Origin of the sequence: Paraburkholderia sp. 35.1, from assembly GCF_050436525.1 — a bacterium.
GTDB classification, from domain to species: Bacteria; Pseudomonadota; Gammaproteobacteria; order Burkholderiales; family Burkholderiaceae; genus Paraburkholderia; species Paraburkholderia tuberum.
The window spans coordinates 2,544,988-2,560,249 of sequence record NZ_JBNDMJ010000003.1; the positions used below are offsets into that span (position 1 = coordinate 2,544,988).

15 protein-coding genes and 1 pseudogene are annotated in these 15,262 nt (G+C 65.7%); 10 read left to right on the forward strand and 6 right to left on the reverse strand.

The genetic code is table 11. From position 1 onward, the window contains the following. Positions 1 to 4: 4 nt before the first annotated feature. Complete coding sequence (locus OKW27_RS31875; RefSeq protein ID WP_090803222.1) at positions 5 to 1,294, forward strand: oligosaccharide flippase family protein; 1,290 nt, start codon at positions 5 to 7, stop codon at positions 1,292 to 1,294. Positions 1,295 to 1,409: 115 nt separating this feature from the next. Here the strand turns inward: OKW27_RS31875 and OKW27_RS31880 are convergent, their stop codons facing one another. Further along, on the reverse strand, positions 1,410 to 2,621 hold the full coding sequence (locus tag OKW27_RS31880) for an MFS transporter (protein ID WP_429335811.1): 1,212 nt from the start codon (positions 2,619 to 2,621) through the stop codon (positions 1,410 to 1,412). A gap of 227 nt (positions 2,622 to 2,848) precedes the next feature. On the opposite strand from OKW27_RS31880, the gene xdhA reads away from it, so the two are divergent. From xdhA to xdhC, 3 genes are read left to right on the forward strand one after another with little or no spacing between them, the layout of a single operon-like run. Continuing rightward, positions 2,849 to 4,366 carry a xanthine dehydrogenase small subunit gene (gene xdhA / locus OKW27_RS31885; protein ID WP_429335812.1) on the forward strand — a complete coding sequence of 506 codons (1,518 nt, stop codon included), beginning with the start codon at positions 2,849 to 2,851 and terminating at the stop codon, positions 4,364 to 4,366. Between the two features lie 36 nt (positions 4,367 to 4,402). Continuing rightward, positions 4,403 to 6,772, forward strand: a complete 2,370-nt coding sequence (xdhB, locus tag OKW27_RS31890) for a xanthine dehydrogenase molybdopterin binding subunit (RefSeq protein ID WP_429335813.1) — start codon at positions 4,403 to 4,405, stop codon at positions 6,770 to 6,772. A 31-nt stretch (positions 6,773 to 6,803) separates the two neighbouring features. After that, on the forward strand, positions 6,804 to 7,394 hold the full coding sequence (gene xdhC / locus OKW27_RS31895; RefSeq protein WP_429335814.1) for a xanthine dehydrogenase accessory protein XdhC: 591 nt from the start codon (positions 6,804 to 6,806) through the stop codon (positions 7,392 to 7,394). Here xdhC and OKW27_RS31900 read toward each other — a convergent pair. From OKW27_RS31900 to OKW27_RS31910, 3 genes are all read right to left on the reverse strand, one after another. Further along, the gene (locus tag OKW27_RS31900; protein WP_090803229.1) at positions 7,391 to 8,341 is read right to left on the reverse strand and encodes a LysR substrate-binding domain-containing protein; all 951 of its coding nucleotides are present in this window, start codon (positions 8,339 to 8,341) and stop codon (positions 7,391 to 7,393) included. The genes xdhC and OKW27_RS31900 overlap by 4 nt on opposite strands. Before the next feature lie 200 nt (positions 8,342 to 8,541). Further along, the gene (locus tag OKW27_RS31905) at positions 8,542 to 9,198 is read right to left on the reverse strand and encodes a 2-hydroxychromene-2-carboxylate isomerase (protein ID WP_187617873.1); all 657 of its coding nucleotides are present in this window, start codon (positions 9,196 to 9,198) and stop codon (positions 8,542 to 8,544) included. Between the two features lie 160 nt (positions 9,199 to 9,358). Continuing rightward, positions 9,359 to 10,762 carry a TAXI family TRAP transporter solute-binding subunit gene (locus OKW27_RS31910; RefSeq protein WP_090803232.1) on the reverse strand — a complete coding sequence of 468 codons (1,404 nt, stop codon included), beginning with the start codon at positions 10,760 to 10,762 and terminating at the stop codon, positions 9,359 to 9,361. 571 nt (positions 10,763 to 11,333) lie between these two features. Here OKW27_RS31910 and OKW27_RS31915 point away from each other — a divergent pair. Then, the gene (locus OKW27_RS31915; RefSeq protein ID WP_090803235.1) at positions 11,334 to 11,678 is read left to right on the forward strand and encodes a BON domain-containing protein; all 345 of its coding nucleotides are present in this window, start codon (positions 11,334 to 11,336) and stop codon (positions 11,676 to 11,678) included. Positions 11,679 to 11,938: 260 nt separating this feature from the next. Next, positions 11,939 to 12,187, forward strand: a complete 249-nt coding sequence (locus tag OKW27_RS31920; protein ID WP_090803237.1) for a hypothetical protein — start codon at positions 11,939 to 11,941, stop codon at positions 12,185 to 12,187. A gap of 41 nt (positions 12,188 to 12,228) precedes the next feature. On the opposite strand, the gene OKW27_RS31925 is transcribed toward OKW27_RS31920, so the two are convergent. Next, positions 12,229 to 13,017, reverse strand: coding sequence for a sulfite exporter TauE/SafE family protein (locus OKW27_RS31925; protein ID WP_429335815.1), 789 nt, complete (start codon positions 13,015 to 13,017; stop codon positions 12,229 to 12,231). Positions 13,018 to 13,272: 255 nt separating this feature from the next. Then, positions 13,273 to 13,926 carry a LysE family translocator gene (locus OKW27_RS31930; protein ID WP_429335816.1) on the reverse strand — a complete coding sequence of 218 codons (654 nt, stop codon included), beginning with the start codon at positions 13,924 to 13,926 and terminating at the stop codon, positions 13,273 to 13,275. Between the two features lie 121 nt (positions 13,927 to 14,047). Here OKW27_RS31930 and OKW27_RS31935 point away from each other — a divergent pair, with 121 nt between their 5' ends. From OKW27_RS31935 to OKW27_RS31950, 4 genes and pseudogenes are all read left to right on the forward strand, one after another. After that, positions 14,048 to 14,263, forward strand: coding sequence for a hypothetical protein (locus OKW27_RS31935; protein ID WP_429335817.1), 216 nt, complete (start codon positions 14,048 to 14,050; stop codon positions 14,261 to 14,263). Between the two features lie 88 nt (positions 14,264 to 14,351). After that, positions 14,352 to 14,576: pseudogene (locus OKW27_RS31940) on the forward strand (hypothetical protein); the annotation flags it as partial. Beyond that, positions 14,549 to 14,773, forward strand: coding sequence for a 3D domain-containing protein (locus tag OKW27_RS31945; protein WP_429335818.1), 225 nt, complete (start codon positions 14,549 to 14,551; stop codon positions 14,771 to 14,773). The pseudogene OKW27_RS31940 and the gene OKW27_RS31945, both read left to right, overlap by 28 nt. Continuing rightward, on the forward strand, positions 14,774 to 15,256 hold the full coding sequence (locus OKW27_RS31950; RefSeq protein ID WP_429335819.1) for a hypothetical protein: 483 nt from the start codon (positions 14,774 to 14,776) through the stop codon (positions 15,254 to 15,256). It abuts the gene before it with no gap. The last annotated feature ends 6 nt before the right edge of the window (positions 15,257 to 15,262 follow it).

Here is a 15,262-nt window from a genome sequence, read left to right on the forward strand (position 1 = left end):
GATTGTGTCGACGAGAAACGTCATCATCGCGCTGTATTCGGTGTACGCACTGAACTACGTGCTGCCGCTCGTTACGTTGCCGTATCTGTCGCACGTACTTGGGCCGGCCGGGTTGGGCGTGATCGGTTACGCGCAATCGATTTCGCAGATTCTTCTCGTCATCGTCGACTTCGGCTTCGGCCTGTCGAGCGCGCGCAAGGTGGCGGTGCACATCGATAACCCGGAGGTCGTGAACCGCATCTACTGGTCGACCACGATCGGCCGCGCGATTCTCGCGTTGCTGTGCTCGCTGGTGCTGGTCGGCTGGGCCTTCGCCGCGCACATGTCGCCGCAGGAGCGCGGTGCGACGCTGCTGGGCTCGCTCGTGATCTGGGGCGGCGTGCTGACGCCCGGCTGCTTCTACGAAGGCACGCAGCGCCTGCCGGTGCTCGCGGGCACGCTGCTCGCGACGCGCGTGGGTCTGCTGATTCCGCTGTTCCTGTTCGTGAGGACTCGCGACGACGTGATGCTCGCGGCCGCTTTGCAATATGCGCCGACCTTCGTGTGCGGCGTGATCCTGATGGGCGCGCTGATCTGGAAGCGCGAGATCCTGCTGAGCGTGCGGGTCAGTTGGGCCGACGTGATGGCCGAGGCGAAAGAGGCGTATCACATCTTTCTCGGTTCGGCGCTGACGTCCGTGTACATGTACGCGAACGTGATCATGCTGCGCATGATCAGCGGCCCGGGCGCGGTCGGCTATTACGTGGCGGCCGAGCGACTCACCAACGCGCTACGCGCGTGCACGGCGCCGGCCATCCAGGCGTTCTTTCCGAAGATCTGCGTCGCTTACGAGCGCAACGACATCGCCTATATCCACAAGGTCAACCGCGGCTTCATGGTCGCGTTCGCGGCGTCGGCGGTGCTGATTCTGGTCGGCTTTACGGTGCTCGGCGAATGGTTCGTCGGACGTTTTCTCGGCGAGGCGTTCGGCGAGACGTTCCGCATTTTGCGCATTCTCGTGTTCGTGCCGGCGATCGTCGGCATGACGACGACCCAGGTGATGCTGACGATCATCGCGTCGGGCAATCAGTCGTTGCTGAAGCGGATCTATATCTACGGCGCGCTGTTCCATCTGGTGCAGGCACCGATCAGCATCTACTTCTGGGGCGGTGTCGGCACCGCGTGCTCGGTGGCCGCCACCGAGCTGTTCATGCTGATCGGCGTGTACAACGTGTCGAGCCGAATCAATCACGGCCAGATCGCGGTGCGCGCGCAGACGACGATCAAGCAGGAGATGGCGGCGGAGAGAGATTAGCCGCGAGGATGGACAGCGGGATCGAATGGCCGCGGCGCGCGTCGTGAAGACTTTGCGCGTCGCGGCCTTGTTGCGTCAGCGCCGCGCGTTCGTTGCGCGCGTTCACTGCGAGGGCTTACTGCGCGGTAGACAGACCGGTTACTTTCGCGTTGCGCAGATACAGCACCGTCGACAGCACGACCGCCGCGGCAGCCGCGATCGCGGCAAACAGGAACACCGAGCCGTAACCGAACTCGCCGGCGATATACCCCGCCAGCGGCCCGGTAATGCCGAGCGACAGATCGAGAAACACCGAGTACGCGGACAGCGCCGCGCCGCGGCTCGCCGGCGGCACGAGCCCGACCGCCTCGACGCCGAGCGCCGGAAACACCAGCGCGAAGCCAAAGCCGGTCAGCGCGGCGCCCGCGAGCGCGATATGCGGCTCGGGCGCGAGCCACAGCATCAACAGACCCGCGCATTCGAACGAGAACGACGCGATTGCCACACGAAAGCCGCCGTAGGTCTTGATCGTGTTCGCGAACAGCAGGCGCGCGCCGATGAACAGCGTGCCGAACAGCGTCAGCGACAGCGCCGCATTCGGCCAGTGCTTCGCCGCATAGAACAGCGTGATGAAGGTCGCGATCGAACCGAAGCCGGCCGAGCCGAGCGCGAGACCTATGCCGTGCGGCAGCACGCGCGTCAACACGCTGCGATACGACATCCGCTCGCCGTGCACGACCGGCACCGGCGCGATCAGACGCGCGAGGTAATAGCCGAGCCCCGCGAGCGCGATCACCAGAATGCCGAGCGCGGTAAAGCCGATCGAGCGCGAGATCATCACGCCGAGCGGTGCGCCGATCGCGAGTGCGCCGTAGGTCGCGATGCCGTTCCACGAAATCACGCGGGCGTTGTTGGAGGTGCCGACCCGGCCGATCCCCCACAGGATCGCGCCGGTGCCGCACAGACTTTCGCCGAAACCGAGCACGAGCCGGCTGCACACGAGCAGTGCGAGGCTCAGCCCCGGCCAGCGACTGGTCAGCGCGGCGAGCAACAGCAGCACACCGCTCGCGCCGCAGCCGAGCAGACCGATCGACACCGTGCGCTTCGGCCCGAGCGTATCGGCCGAGCGGCCCGCGAGCGGCCGCGACGCGAGCGTCGCGAGGTACTGCACGCTGATCGCCGCGCCGGCCAGCACCGCGCTGTAGCCGAGGTCGCCGTGCACATAACCGGGCAGCACCGCGAGCGGAATACCGATCGCGAGGTAGCAAAGAAAGGTGAAAAAGACGACCGGAATGATCTGCAGGGTCGTCGCAAATTCGCTGCGGGCGGACGCGGAGTCGGTGGACATCGGGAAAACCAGACTTGAATTCGGCGGGAAGGCGTGATTCTCCCATGGAACCGATTCCCTTGCAGGATTTGCTTAAAAATGGGACGAATCAATGGCGGGTCATATCGCGCGAACAATATGTCCCCCATGCGATTCAGGCTATGGGTTAGGTTTATTGACGGTGATAGCTTTCAAACCATCGACGCGGCGTGTCCGCGCAAACACGCAACAGACGAGAGCACCGAGACATGACCGAGCCGATTCGTTTCTATCACCGCAACGCGATCCGCGAAATCGAGGACGCGCCCGTCACCCGCACGGTGCTGCAGTATCTGCGCGAGGACGCGCATTGCACCGGCACCAAGGAGGGCTGCGCCGAAGGCGACTGCGGCGCCTGCACCGTCGTGATCGGCGAGCGCAATCCGGCGGGCGGCGTCGAGTTCAAGGCGGTCAACGCCTGCATCCAGTTCGTGCCGACCCTCGACGGCCGCGCGCTCTTCACGGTCGAAGACCTGCGCCAGCCGGACGGCTCGCTGCATCCGGTGCAGCAGGCGATGGTGGACTGCCACGGCTCGCAGTGCGGCTTCTGCACGCCGGGCTTCATCATGTCGATGTGGGCGCTCTACGAGAAGCACGGCCACGAGCATGGCTGCGCGAACCGCACGGTGCCGTCGCGCGAGGCGATCGGCAATGCGCTGACCGGCAACCTGTGCCGCTGCACCGGCTACCGGCCGATCGTCGACGCGGCCGAGCGCATGTTCGACGCGCCCGCGCCGCAAGCGCCAGTCGACGTAAAGGCGCTCGCCGACACGCTCGCGACGCTCGAACGCCGCGACACGTTTCAGTACGAGCACGCGGGCCAGCGCTTCGCCGCGCCGCGCACGGTCGCGGCGCTCGCGCGGATCAAACAGCAGGAACCGGCCGCGCGCCTGCTCGCGGGCAGCACCGACATCGGCCTGTGGGTCACCAAGCAGATGCGCGAGCTCGGCGACCTCGTCTACGTCGGACAGATCGCCGAGCTGCAAAAGCTCGAAACCAATGACGACTGGATCGAGATCGGCGCCGGCGTCAGCGTCGAAAAAGCGTATGCCGAGATCGCGAAGCAGTACCCGGAGCTGACCGAAATGTGGCAGCGCTTCGCGTCGCTGCCGATCCGCAACGCCGGCACGCTCGGCGGCAACATCGCGAACGGCTCGCCGATCGGCGATTCGATGCCGGGGCTGATCGCGCTCGGCGCGCGCGTGATCGTGCGGGGCGGCGACATCGAGCGCGAAATGCCGCTCGAAGACCTGTACCTCGCGTATCAGAAGAAGGACATGGCCGGGCACGAGTTCGTCGTCGGCCTGAAGGTGCCCGCGCGCGGCGGGGCGCGCGCGAACCTGCGCTTTCGTACCTACAAGCTGTCGAAGCGCTTCGATTCGGATATCTCGGCCGTCTGCGCGGCGTTCTCGTTCATCGCCGACGGCGACGCGATCCGCGAGCCGCGCATCGCGTTCGGCGGCATGGCCGCGACGCCGAAGCGCGCGCTCAATGCCGAAGCCGTGCTGCGCGACGCCGAATGGCACGAGGCGACCGCGCAGGCCGCGATGCTCGCGCTGGGCACCGACTACGCGCCGCTCACCGACATGCGCGCGAGCAGCGACTACCGCCTCGAAGCGGCGAAGAACACGCTGTACCGCTTCTGGCTCGAAACGCGCGCGCGGCAGCCGCTGCCGAAGAGCGCGCTCGACGTGCGCGCGGTCGCGCCGGCCGGCGCGAGCGCCTGAGCGCCGCGCGTCCCCGAGAATACGGAGAACACAACCATGAACCAGCAAGCCGAACCGTTCCTGAAAGAGGTTCAGGAACTCGACGACTTCACCCAGGTGCACGTGTCGCGTCCGCACGAGTCCGCGCATCTGCACGTAAGCGGCCGCGCGACCTACACCGACGACATTCCCGAGCTGGCCGGCACGCTGCACGCGGCGCTGGGACTGTCGTCGAAGGCGCACGCGAAGATCGTCTCGATCGCGCTCGACAAGGTGCGCGCGACGCCCGGCGTCGTCGCGGTCTTCACCGCCGACGACATCCCCGGCGTCAACGACGTCGGCCCGATCGTTCATGGCGACGATCCGATCCTCGCCGACGGCGTCGTGCAATACGTCGGCCAGCCGATGCTGATCGTGGTCGCGACGTCGCACGAGGTGGCGCGTCTCGGCGCACGGCGCGCCGAGGTGGTCTACGAGGAACTGCCGGCGGTGCTGAGCGCGCAGCAGGCGCGCGCCGCGAACCAGTTCGTGCTGCCGCCGATGAAGCTCGCGCGCGGCGACGCCGGCACGAAGATCGCGCGTGCCGCGCATCGCGCGGCCGGTGAGATGTGGCTCGGCGGCCAGGAGCAGTTCTATCTGGAAGGGCAGATCTCGTACGCGGTGCCGAAGGACGACGACGGCATGCACGTCTACTGCTCGACCCAGCATCCGACCGAAATGCAGCACCTCGTCGCGCACACGTTGGGCGTTGCATCGCATAACGTATTGATCGAATGCCGGCGCATGGGTGGCGGTTTCGGCGGCAAGGAATCGCAGTCGGCGCTGTTCGCGTGCTGCGCCGCGCTCGCCGCGTGGAAGCTGCTGTGCCCGGTCAAGCTGCGCCCGGATCGCGACGACGACATGATGGTGACCGGCAAGCGCCACGATTTCCACTACACGTACGAAGTCGGCTACGACGCAGAGGGCGTGATCGAAGGCGTCGCGGTCGACATGACCTCGCGCTGCGGCTTTTCCGCCGACCTGTCGGGCCCGGTGATGACGCGCGCGCTGTGCCACTTCGACAACGCGTACTGGCTGTCGGACGTCTCGATCGACGGCTTCTGCGGCAAGACCAACACGCAGTCGAACACGGCGTTTCGCGGCTTCGGCGGCCCGCAGGGCGCGTTCGCGATCGAGTACATCCTCGACAACGTCGCGCGCTCGCGCGGCGTCGATGCGCTCGACGTGCGCCGCCGCAATCTCTACGGCAAGACCGAACGCAACCAGACGCCGTACGGCCAGGTGGTCGAAGACAACGTGATTCACGAGCTGATCGACGAGCTCGAAGCGACCAGCGACTATCGCGCGCGCCGCAAGGAGATCGACGCATTCAACGCGAACAACGAGATCCTGAAGAAGGGCCTGGCACTCACGCCGGTCAAGTTCGGCATCGCGTTCAACGTCACGCACTTCAACCAGGCCGGCGCGCTCGTGCATATCTACACCGACGGCTCGGTGCTCGTGAACCACGGCGGCACCGAAATGGGCCAGGGGCTGAACACGAAGGTCGCGCAGGTCGTCGCGCATGAACTCGGCGTCGGCTTCAACCGGATTCGGGTGACCGCGACCGATACCAGCAAGGTCGCCAATACGTCTGCGACGGCCGCGTCGACCGGGTCCGACCTGAACGGCAAAGCCGCGCAGGACGCCGCGCGCCAATTGCGCGAGCGGCTCGCCGCGTTCGCGGCCGAGCGCTTCGGCGCGGGCAGCGTGAACCCGCGGGACGTGCGCTTCGCGCATGATCGCGTGATGGTCGGCGAGGTCGCCGTGCGGTTCGAGGAAGTGGTCGCGAAGGCTTATCTCGCGCGCATCCAGTTGTGGTCCGACGGCTTCTACGCGACACCGAAGCTCTACTGGGATCAGTCGAAGCTGCAAGGACGGCCGTTCTACTACTACTCGTATGGCGCGGCGGTATCGGAAGTCGTGATCGACACGCTGACCGGCGAAATGCGCGTGCTGCGCGCCGATGCGCTGCACGACGTCGGCGCCTCGCTAAATCCGGCGCTCGACGTCGGCCAGGTGGAAGGCGCGTTCATTCAGGGCATGGGCTGGCTCACCACCGAGGAGCTGTGGTGGGACGCGGGCGGCAAGCTGATGACGCACGCGCCCTCGACGTACAAGATCCCGACCGTCAACGACGTGCCGCCGGTTTTTAATGTCAGGCTGTTCAGGAACCGCAACGCGGAAGACAGCATCCATCGTTCGAAGGCGACCGGCGAGCCGCCGCTGCTGCTGCCGTTCTCGGTGTTCTTCGCGGTGCGCGACGCGGTGTCGGCGGTCGGCGGCCATCAGGTCAATCCGCCGCTCAATGCACCCGCGACCAGCGAGGAAATCCTGAAGGCGGTCGGCGCGGTGCGGGCCGCGACGGCGGCCGCGCGGCAGGCGTGATGGCGAGTGGCAAACGAGTTGGGAGCGCAATATGGAAGCACGCCTGAATTGTTCTCCGGGCGGGAGCGGACCCGAGCTTGCACCGCGGCCGGCGCCGATGCACATCGTGCTGTTCGGCGCGGGACACGTCGGCCATGCGCTCGCGCATCTGCTTGGCAGCCTGCCGTGCGTGGTCCAGTGGGTCGACGAACGCGACGAGCTGTTCCCCGACGAAACGCCGCCCAACGTGCAGGTCGAAGCGACCGACACGCCCGAGGCGATCGTCGACGCGGCGCCGCCCGGCGCGTGGTTTCTGGTGATGACGCACAACCATGCGCTCGATTTTTCGCTGGCCTCGCGCATCATGCGACGGCGTGATTTCAGCTACTTCGGCATGATCGGCTCGAACACGAAGCGCATGAAGTTCGAGCGGCGACTGCTCGAACGAGGCGTGGAGTTGGAGCGGCTCGCGGAGATGACCTGCCCGATCGGCGTCGAAGGGATCGTCGACAAGGCGCCCGCCGCGATCGCGATTGCGGTGTGCGCGCAACTGCTGCGACTGAGGACACGGCAGGCCGCGACGGTTCATGCTTTGGGGCAAGCCGTGAGCCACGTCCGCGCAACGGCGCAGATCACGGTTTAGGCCATACGGCGCAACGGGGGCTTGCGCGCGACCAGCTCACCCGACACCTCGGACATCAACGTCCTCAGCCAGCCGATATCGCTCGGCCGATCCGGCTGCGGATGCCATAACTGATAGCAGCGGATGCGCGGAAACGCGATCGGCACGTCGACGACCGCGAGCGGCAACATGCTCGCGTAGTGCATCGCGAAACGCCGCGTCGTCGTGAAGATCAGATCCGATTGCAGAAGCGTCTGCGCGACGAGGCCGAAGTAGGGCAGCGTCGCGACGATGCGCCGGCTCGCCTTCGCCCGCGCGAAGCCGGTATCGATCGCGCCGCCGCGCGCGCCGCTGTAGGGTGTCGGCGCGAGATGCGGCGCGGCCAGATAGGCTTCGCGGGTGAGCGGCTCGTGTGTCAGCGGATGGTCCGCGCGCATCATGCACACGACGGTATCGGCGAACAGGTCGCTGCGCTCGAAGCGCGGATCGGGCTTCGGCCAGTTGCCGATCACCAGATCGAGTTCGCCGGCGTCGAGCGCGGCCGAATGATCGAGCAGCGGCCCCAGCGATTCGATTTCGAGCCGCGCATGCGGCGCCGCTTCGCGAAACCGCGCGATCACGGTCGGCATGAAGAAGTCGTTCAGATAGTCGGGCGCGGCGACGCGAAAAGTGCGGCGCGAGCGGCCCGGGTCGAAATCGCCATGCGGCGTCGCGACGAAATCGACATCGCGCAACACGCGCTGCGCGGCCGCGAGCAGCGACTCGCCGTATTCGGTCGGCACCATGCCCGACTTGCCACGCACCAGAATCGGATCGCCGAGCGTGTCGCGCAGCTTGCGCAGCGCGGTGCTGATCGCGGGCTGGGTCTGGTTCAGCCGCAACGCGGTCTGCGTGACGCTGCGCTCGACGAGCAGCGTGCGCAGCACGCGCACGAGCCAGATATCGAGTGAGGCGGCGGTGTCGTCCATGATCGAAGCGTGGTGGCGCGGGCGCTGCCGATGAGCTCGCCGCGCGGCGCGCGCGTGGGGTGCGAAAGCTTAACCTTAGGCGCGTTTGCGCTTCGGCGGCATAGCGGGCACGGTATGGCCGGCATCAGCGCGACGCCTGCCGGCATCGATTCGTTCGGGCCGAAGCCGCAACGAGGGCGCGGCCCGCAGCGGCCGCCGTGTTATGCCGGTGTTGGTTTGTCCGGCAGCCCCCACGGTAGCGAACTGATCCGCTTCACCTCGCGCGATTCGAGCCAGTTCGGCGTGCGCGCACAGTACAGCACCATCGGCAGCGCGTCCTCGCCCCAGAACAGCTGATCGTTCAGACGAAACGTCGGCACGCCATAGACGCCGAGTTCGACCGCATCGGCGGTATTGCGCTGCAATTGCGCCTGCACGGCTTCGTCCTGGATCAGTTCCGGGCCGTCCGGCTTGCCGACGCGCTCGCACAGCTCGGCGAACGCTTCGTCGCTCGACGGATCGCGCCCCTCGCGCCAGATGAAGCGGAAAATCTCGCGCACGAATTGCACGTCGCCGTTCGCGGCGGTCGCGAGCAGCAGCGGCTTCATCGAATCGAACGGATGGGCGGGCGGCATTTTGTACGGAATGCCGAGCTGCTCCGCGCGGAACAGCGCGTGCCGGTACATGAAGGTGCGCTTGGCGGGCACGCTGTACGCGGAGCGCTGGCCCCAGTGGCGATACAGATCGTTCAGCACGACCGGCGTGAACGCGAAGTCGAAGCCGGGCCATTTGTCGTATTGCTCGAGCAACAGGTAGGTGAACGGCGAGACGAAATCGTAAAACCACTGCCGCTGTTGGGCGTCGATGCCAACGGTCATAAATGTCTCCCGGATTGCCTGTGTCGGACGACGCGGACGGTGCGTCCGTTACCTCATCAAAATTGTAGCGATCTTACGCGGTGCGGTCCCGGCTTGCATCGGTCGATATCCCCTGGTGGCGGCCGGTGGGCGTAGGTTCCGGCGGTATCGTCAGGGGCGCTCAGCCTTTGACTTTGTCGGCCGCCAGCTCGTCGACCTCGTCCAGCCCGCCCTGCGTGTCGCGGCTTTCCGTGAGCCGCCGCCGCACGAAGCCGATGTGCTCGCGCAGCACGTAGAACTGGTCCGCGTACGCGAGCGGCATCTTCATGCCGTTGACCGAGTCTTCGATCGCGTCGAGCCGCTCGATCAGCGACGCGCGTTCGGCCGACGCATGTTCGCCGAGCGCGCTGCGCTCGATCGCGATCAGCGCGCCATACCAGCGATAGATGCGCGATTTGACGCGCCACGCGTACAACCCGGGCACGATGCGCAGCGCCGGCACCAGCAGCACGATCAGCGGCACGATGATCACCAGCAGGCGGTCCGCGAGACTCGCGATCCAGAACGGCAGCGTTCGGTACAGGAAGCTCTTGCCCGACTTGTAGTAGCGCGCGGCGTCGTCCGAAAGCGGGAAGTCGTGCGCGAGCGGGGCGGGGAATTCGCCGGCGCGCTGCAACGTCGTCGCGCCGCCGTGCACCTCGCGCGCGGCTTCGATCAGCAGATCGGACAGCGCCGGATGCAACGAATCGCGCGCGATCAGCTCGGCGGTCGGCGCGACGATGCTGATCGAGTTCGCCGGCAGGTTCTTGCCGAGGTCGAAGGCGCCCATCGGCACCTTCAGCTGCGTCAGGTACGGAAAGCGGCGCGTGTACGCGTCGGCCTGCGAAAAATCGTAGAAGCGCACGTTCTGCGTGCGGTAGAGCTTGCCCATCACGGCCGGCTGCGCCGAGTCGCCCGCGAGGAAGGTCGCGTCGATCGTGCCGTCGATCAGGGCGTCGGCGGCGGCGTCGCCCGTTAGCGGCAGCAGTTGGGTCGGACCGCCCGGCACGATGCCGTTGGCCTTCAGCAGCGCGAGCGCGAGCTCGCGCGTGCCGCTGCCCTCGGGGCCGATCGCGAGGCGTTCGCCCTTGAACCCGGACAGCCAGTCGACGGGGGCGCCGCGGTAGAAGATCGCGAGCGGCACGTAAGCGACGCTGCCGAGCGACATCAGGCTTTTGTCCTTGTCCACCGCGGCGGGCGCGATGCCGCTCTGCACGAAGCCGACGTCGACGTCCGCGTTCGGGTCCAACAGCCGCTTCAGATTTTCCTGCGAGCCCTGCGAGGCCAGCACGTTCAGCGTAATGCGATTGCGCGCAAGGATCGTCTTGTACTTCTGCGCGGCGATCCAGAAGGTGCTGCCGACGGGACCGGCGCTAATCGTCAGCGTATTCGGCGGGGCGGGTTGGATCAGCCGCACGGCGGCCCAGATTGCGACGATCACGAGCAGCACGAGCGGGCCGAACGAGACCGCCAGGTCGCGCCACGAGATCGCGACAAAACGGGCGACGAGATGGGTAGGGCGGGTGCGGCCGGTGTCAGGCTTCATCGGATCATCTGAAAGCGGCGGTCGATCGGGCTCGAATGCGCGAAGGCGGCGTGGGCGGCGCGCGCCAGCACGCGTCGCGCCGATGGTACCTGAGATTGGCGCGGCCGCGAAACGCGTAGCCGCCCGTCACGCCGACAAACGCGTAACAAATGGTGAGCACCGCGGTGAACGCCGGCATGAGCGCTGGCATGATGCCCGTGCAAATTCTTGCGCGACCACGGTGCGTGTCTGCTTCTATCCGGCACGCATGACGCACCCGCTGTCGGCGCGCCACGCCGCGCGCTAAATCCTTTGCGCTTCTGTGCCGGCTAGATTAAATTGTGCATCGCTACCGCGATCCAACGTTTGCGGCGCGACCCCGGCAAGACGGACAAGAACCGGGTGCGTCGGCGGACGTCGCGGTTTGCCGGTTGCCGGTTGCCGGTAATCAGCCTCTCTCGCCTCTTGCACATCTTGTCACAGCCGTTGATGGCCGTCGCTCACGCGCGCGTTCGCGCGATGACGGCCGCCCGTAGTCGTAACGATGCCGCTTGTTCATGCGGTCCAATGTGAAGCCAAGGAGAAGAGAGCTATGAAGACGGTCGGTTTTCTGAAAGCACTGGGTCCGGTGGTGGCGATGGCGGTGGCGTGCAACGTCTACGCCCAAAACGCTCCGGCAACCGATACGGCGTCGGCGGCAGCCGCCGTCAAGGCCGGCAAGGCAGCGAATCACGAACTTGGCCGTAAGGTGCGCCACGCGCTGACGAAGACCCAGGGTCTCGACGTGTCGCACATCGCCGTGCGCGCGCGCGGCGGCGCAGTGACGCTGACCGGCTCGGTGCCGACCCAGGGACAGATCGATGCGGCCGGCGAAGCCGCCAAGGGTGTCGACGGCGTAATGTCAGTGTCGAACAAGCTCAAAGTGGTGCAGCAGTAAGCGGTACGCGTGCGCGCGGCGCCGCAAGGCCCGCGTCGCGCGGTGGTCAACCTGGAGGCTCTGGCATGATCGCCGGAGCTTTTTTTTCGCCGCCGGTTTTATGGCGTGGCACTCGCGAGGTTTGCGGGACCGCAGCAATGCGGCTTGCCGCACGCACAGGTCCTGATGGAGGCGCGGCCGTCGCGGATTCGTGCGCTGCGACACATTACCGACGCATCGCGAGGCGTACTGTGACCAAGAGGGAAGGGGGAGCCAAGGTCATGGAAACCACGCTGTTTCGCTATATCGATCTGCCGATCGGCGATCGCGCGGCATTCGAACTGGTGTGCGCGCGACACGGTTTCGCGCCCGCGCATTTCGACATCAGCGCGAGTGTGGCACCCGGTGAGCCGGCGCACGAGCGGGTCGTCACCGTGCGGCGCGGCAACTGGTCACAGTCGTATTACGACCGCCACGGTCAGTGGGTCAGGCAGTTCGAGGCGGATCTGACCTGCCGGTTTTTCAAATAGACACGGGTTGCGGCGTGCGCGCTCGACGCGTCTTCAGCGCCTCACGACAACACCAGCCGCACGCCGACCAGCGTCAGCGTCGCGGCGAGCAGATTGCGCAGCAGCGCGTCCGGCGCGCGCGAGGCCAGATAGCTGCCAATCGCGATGCCGGGTAGCGATCCCACCAGCAGCGACAGCAGCATCGACCAGTCGATCGAGCCGAGCAGGCAATGTCCGGCGCCCGCGAGCAAGGTCAGCGGCACCGCGTGCGCGATGTCGGAGCCGACGATGCGCGTCGTCGGCAGCATCGGATACAGCAGCATCAACACCGTCACGCCAATCGCACCCGCGCCCACCGACGTCAACGACACCAGCACGCCGAGGGTCGCTCCGGTCAGCATGGTCAGCGCGAGCGTGCGTGCCTGGCTCGGCGCGCGTTGCTTGCGCGCGCCGAGCGCCGCGAGCTGCGGACGGAACACCAGCGCGATCGCGGTAATCAGCAGCGCCGCGCCGAGCACGACCTGGATCAGCCGGCCCGCGCCAGGCGTATCCATTCCATAGCGATGCAGCAGGATCAGCGTGACGGTCGCCGCGGGCACGCTGCCGGCCGCGAGGCGCAGCGTGACCTGCCAGTCGACCGAGCCCTTCAGTCCGTGCACCAGCGTGCCGGTCGCCTTGGTTGCGGCCGCGTACAGCAGGTCGGTGCCGACCGCGGTGGCAGGGTGCACCTTGAACAGCAGGACGAGGATCGGCGTCATCAGCGAGCCGCCGCCGACGCCCGTCAGCCCGACCAGAAAGCCGACGAACAGGCCGGAGACGGAGTACAGCAGATCGATGTGGGGTAGAGCCATTGAACGGACAGCTGACGCAGCGCGGGTGAAAGGATGGGCGGCAAGGCCGGCGTACGCGCCGGGGCGGGTGGGTGCGGCGGCGTGCGGTGCGCTGCACGGCCGCGTCGGCCGGCGCCTCAGCGGCGAAAGGCGCTATTGTCGCAAAACTGCCGCGCCAGCGTGCGGCACTTGTTCAGGGGGAGCGCGTCGCGGCTGGCAGCGGGCTGCGTTCGGCGTGTACGGCGCTGATGTGCCGCATGGCGTGTGAGGTGCCGCTCAGAGCGCGCGGCGGATTTCGACGACGCCGAACGTCGCGAGCGTGAAGCCGACCACGCGATCGATCGCGACGCGTAGCCTGCTGCCGATCGCATGACGCGCGAGCGACACCATGGTCACCAGACAGCACCACCACGCGATCGAGCCGGCGAACACACCGCCGACCGTCGTCAGCGCGATGGCCGGCGAGAACGCGCCGCGCGGTGCGAGCGTCGTGAATAGCGCCGCGAACATGATGACGGTCTGCGGATTGGTCAGCGTCAACAGCAGCGCGCTCGCGTACGCACGCAGCGCGCCGGCGCGGCCGATCTGCGCGAGCTTGCCGTTGCCGTTGCCGTTGCCATTGCCGTCGGCGGTTTCAGCGGGCTGCTTCTGCAGCAGCGCGCGCACGCCGAGATACAGCAGGAACAGGCCCGCGAGCAGATGCAGCGGGCGGTCGTACGCGAGCATGAACTGAGAAATGCCGACGAGGCCGAGCGCCGCGATCAGCCCGTAGGCCGCGTCGCCGCTGGCGATGCCGAAGCCGATCGCGAGTCCCGCGCGCGGACCGCCGCTCAGCGTTCGGCGGATGCACAGCATGCCCATCGGGCCGACCGGCGCGGCGATCGCGAGGCCGACGCCGGCGGCCGTGAAAAACAGACTGGTGGTGGACATGGGCAGGTTATCGAGCGTTGTTCTGGTTGGGGCGGTCGCCTGCGGGCAGCCGGCGCACCCGCCAGCATAGCCAGACCGGAAATCGCGGGCAAGGGCGGGGATGGGTGAGACTCGACGCGCGATGACTCGCTTCAGCGCATCGGCCAGCATGGCGATGAAAGCTAACATCGCCGCGCTCGCTTACAACGGCTCTTTTGTCAGAAAAACAAAAATGCCGCTCAGTTGCTTAACTGAACGGCATTGCGGCTCAATGCCGCTTTTTTTGTTTGGTCGTGATATCGGGAAAAAATCGCCTAAAAATGAGATGGCCAGAGCAATCGTTAATATCTGTCAATGAAGTTTTGTCTCAAATTAAAATCATTGACCGTGCCACCGTTTAGATGCTTAATTCGCCGGGTGTTTTCTGGAAAATCAAAAGAGGTCAAATGGGACAACAGAAACAGGCAGGTGCCGCGGGCGAGGAAGAGTGCCAAGTTTGTCGTGTCACCTATTCAATATACGCAAACTTCCCGCCAATGCCATCTGCAATGGCGATGAACGTCGAAACTGGCGAATGGTTTCCGCAGGATAGGCTTCGGTCGTATTCGAACGGTTACGAAATGGCCGACGCCCTGGGTTATGCATGGGCGTGCGATTGCCGCGGTCGCACGGCGGCCTCAGCGCTGTTTATATTGCCTCTAGCGACGGTAGGCGAATAGTCGGCGAGCGGTCTGCCGATGATACGGGCGGTGGCATTCGCGGCGCACATATCGACCACTTCAGTGGTCCCGGAAGCGCGGCGACGCGCGCATGGCAAGCATCGGGAGGGGATCTCCAAAACGCCCGTGTCAAATTCCTGGGTTATTAAATGAAAAAAGCTTTTCCTCTCGTGTTGTTTTTTCCATTTGTCTCTTTCGCGCTAGATGGGACGGGATCGGTCGATTTTGATTCGGCAATCATTCCGCTATTGAATAAAAACTCCGTTTTGAAAGGGCTCGTGCTTTGTAACTTCGATATCGTTGGCGATCCGATGGGGACGCGAATCGGCGACATTCAATCGAAGGCTCTAGGAGGAGATAGAATCGGGCCTTACTCAATGTGGGCAAATTGGCACGGGAATTCAGGTGTAAAGCCGGTGATTCTCACTATAAATACGCACACTGATTTTATCGACGCGCGCGGGAAGAAGGTGGGAGGCGATTTGAAAAAGGCGATTCGCATTCAAGAATACATCGAGAGTGTAACGATAGAGCCGCCGGAAAAAGACCAGCCGGAATCTGTCCCCGGTGGACTAAAGCACAGTATCGAGCCACAGACGTGCTCGGAAAAAAATGGCCAACGCGGCAGATAGCGCGAT